Consider the following 1,276-nt stretch of genomic DNA (forward strand, 5'->3'; position numbering starts at 1 on the left):
CGAGGTGGTAGAGACGACCGACCATCTCGAGGTTCTCGAAACCCGTGAGATATTCGTCGACCGCGGCGTACCGCCCCGACGCGCCGATCCGGGACCGGAGTGCGCGCCCCTCGGTGAAGACGTCGAATCCTGCTACCTCGGCGCGACCGGCATCGGGAACGAGCAGTGTCGTCAGGACGCGCACCGTGGTGGTCTTACCGGCCCCGTTGGGGCCGAGCAGCGCGGTGACCGTTCCTTCCGGCACCCGCAGATCCACACCGTCGAGCGCCCTGACCTGTCCGTATGTCTTGATCAGTCCTTCTGCAACTATGGCATCGGCCATGAGTGTCTCCCTGACTGTGGTGGCTAGCACAGTGTGCACGAAGAGACCGACACGATTCGACAGGTTTTCTCATCGCATCGACAGATGCTCAGCCGGTCACCCGCGCGGCATTGCCCGCGTCGATCGGCAGCACGGTACCGGAGATGTGGGCGGACGCCTCGTCGGCGAAGAAGAGAACTGCGCGGGTGATCTCGGCAGGTTCGAGCCACGGAACCGGTTGCGCGTGCAGCGAGGTGAACACCGGTGCGACATCGTCGGCGGTCGGGTGCTCGAGGTCCGGCCGCAGCATCCCGTAGAGCGTGTCGTTGTGGATCATCGGCGTGGAGATGTTGCCCGGAGCGACCGCGTTGACGGTGATGCCGTTCTGCGCGAGGTCCAGGGCCGCGCTCTTCGTCAGGCCGATCACGCCCCACTTCGACGCCGCATAGGCGACCATGTTGGTATTGCCGGCCCGGCCGAGCATGGACGACACCGTCACGATGCGTCCGTAATTGCGCTCGATCATCCCGGGTGCCACCGCGGCGACGGTGTTGAACACCCCGGTGAGATTCGACGAGATCGCTTCGTCCCACATCGCCTGCGGCATGCGGTGCACCGGTGCCGCCACCGACACTCCGGCGTTGGCGACCGCGATGTCGATACGCCCCAATTCGTCGTGGGCGCGGGCTACCAGCGCGTCCATCGCCGGACGGTCGGCGGTGTCGAGTGTCGCCGAGACGACCCGGCGGCCGGTGGCTTCGACGAGGCGCACCGTCTCGGCCAGATCCTCCTCCGTCGCCAGTGGGTAGCCCACCACCGGTGAATCGGTGCACCGATCGCAGATCACCAGATCCGCTCCGGCCTCGGCGAATGCGACGGCATGCGAGCGACCCTGCCCTCGCGCTGCGCCCGTGACGAATGCGACCCTGCCCTCGAAACCCATCATGACGTCCTTCCGTCGGCGCGTGGTTGCGT

2 protein-coding genes are annotated in these 1,276 nt (G+C 66.5%); both read right to left on the reverse strand.

Annotated features, from left to right (window positions below; genetic code table 11):
* Positions 1-322: ATP-binding cassette domain-containing protein (locus R1101_RS28510; RefSeq protein ID WP_157179206.1), on the reverse strand; the 322-nt coding region annotated here is incomplete at its 3' end.
* A gap of 88 nt (positions 323-410) precedes the next feature.
* Positions 411-1,247, reverse strand: coding sequence for a mycofactocin-coupled SDR family oxidoreductase (locus R1101_RS0123715; protein ID WP_016935651.1), 837 nt, complete (start codon positions 1,245-1,247; stop codon positions 411-413).
* Positions 1,248-1,276 lie beyond the last annotated feature (29 nt).

This window comes from Rhodococcus sp. R1101, from assembly GCF_000278445.1.
Classification (GTDB): domain Bacteria; phylum Actinomycetota; class Actinomycetes; order Mycobacteriales; family Mycobacteriaceae; genus Rhodococcus; species Rhodococcus gordoniae.

Excerpts from the sequence above, each read along its gene's own strand:
- R1101_RS0123715 (WP_016935651.1), bottom strand. The coding sequence starts at position 1,247 with ATGATGGGTTTCGAGGGCAGGGTCGCATTCGTCACGGGCGCAGCGCGA.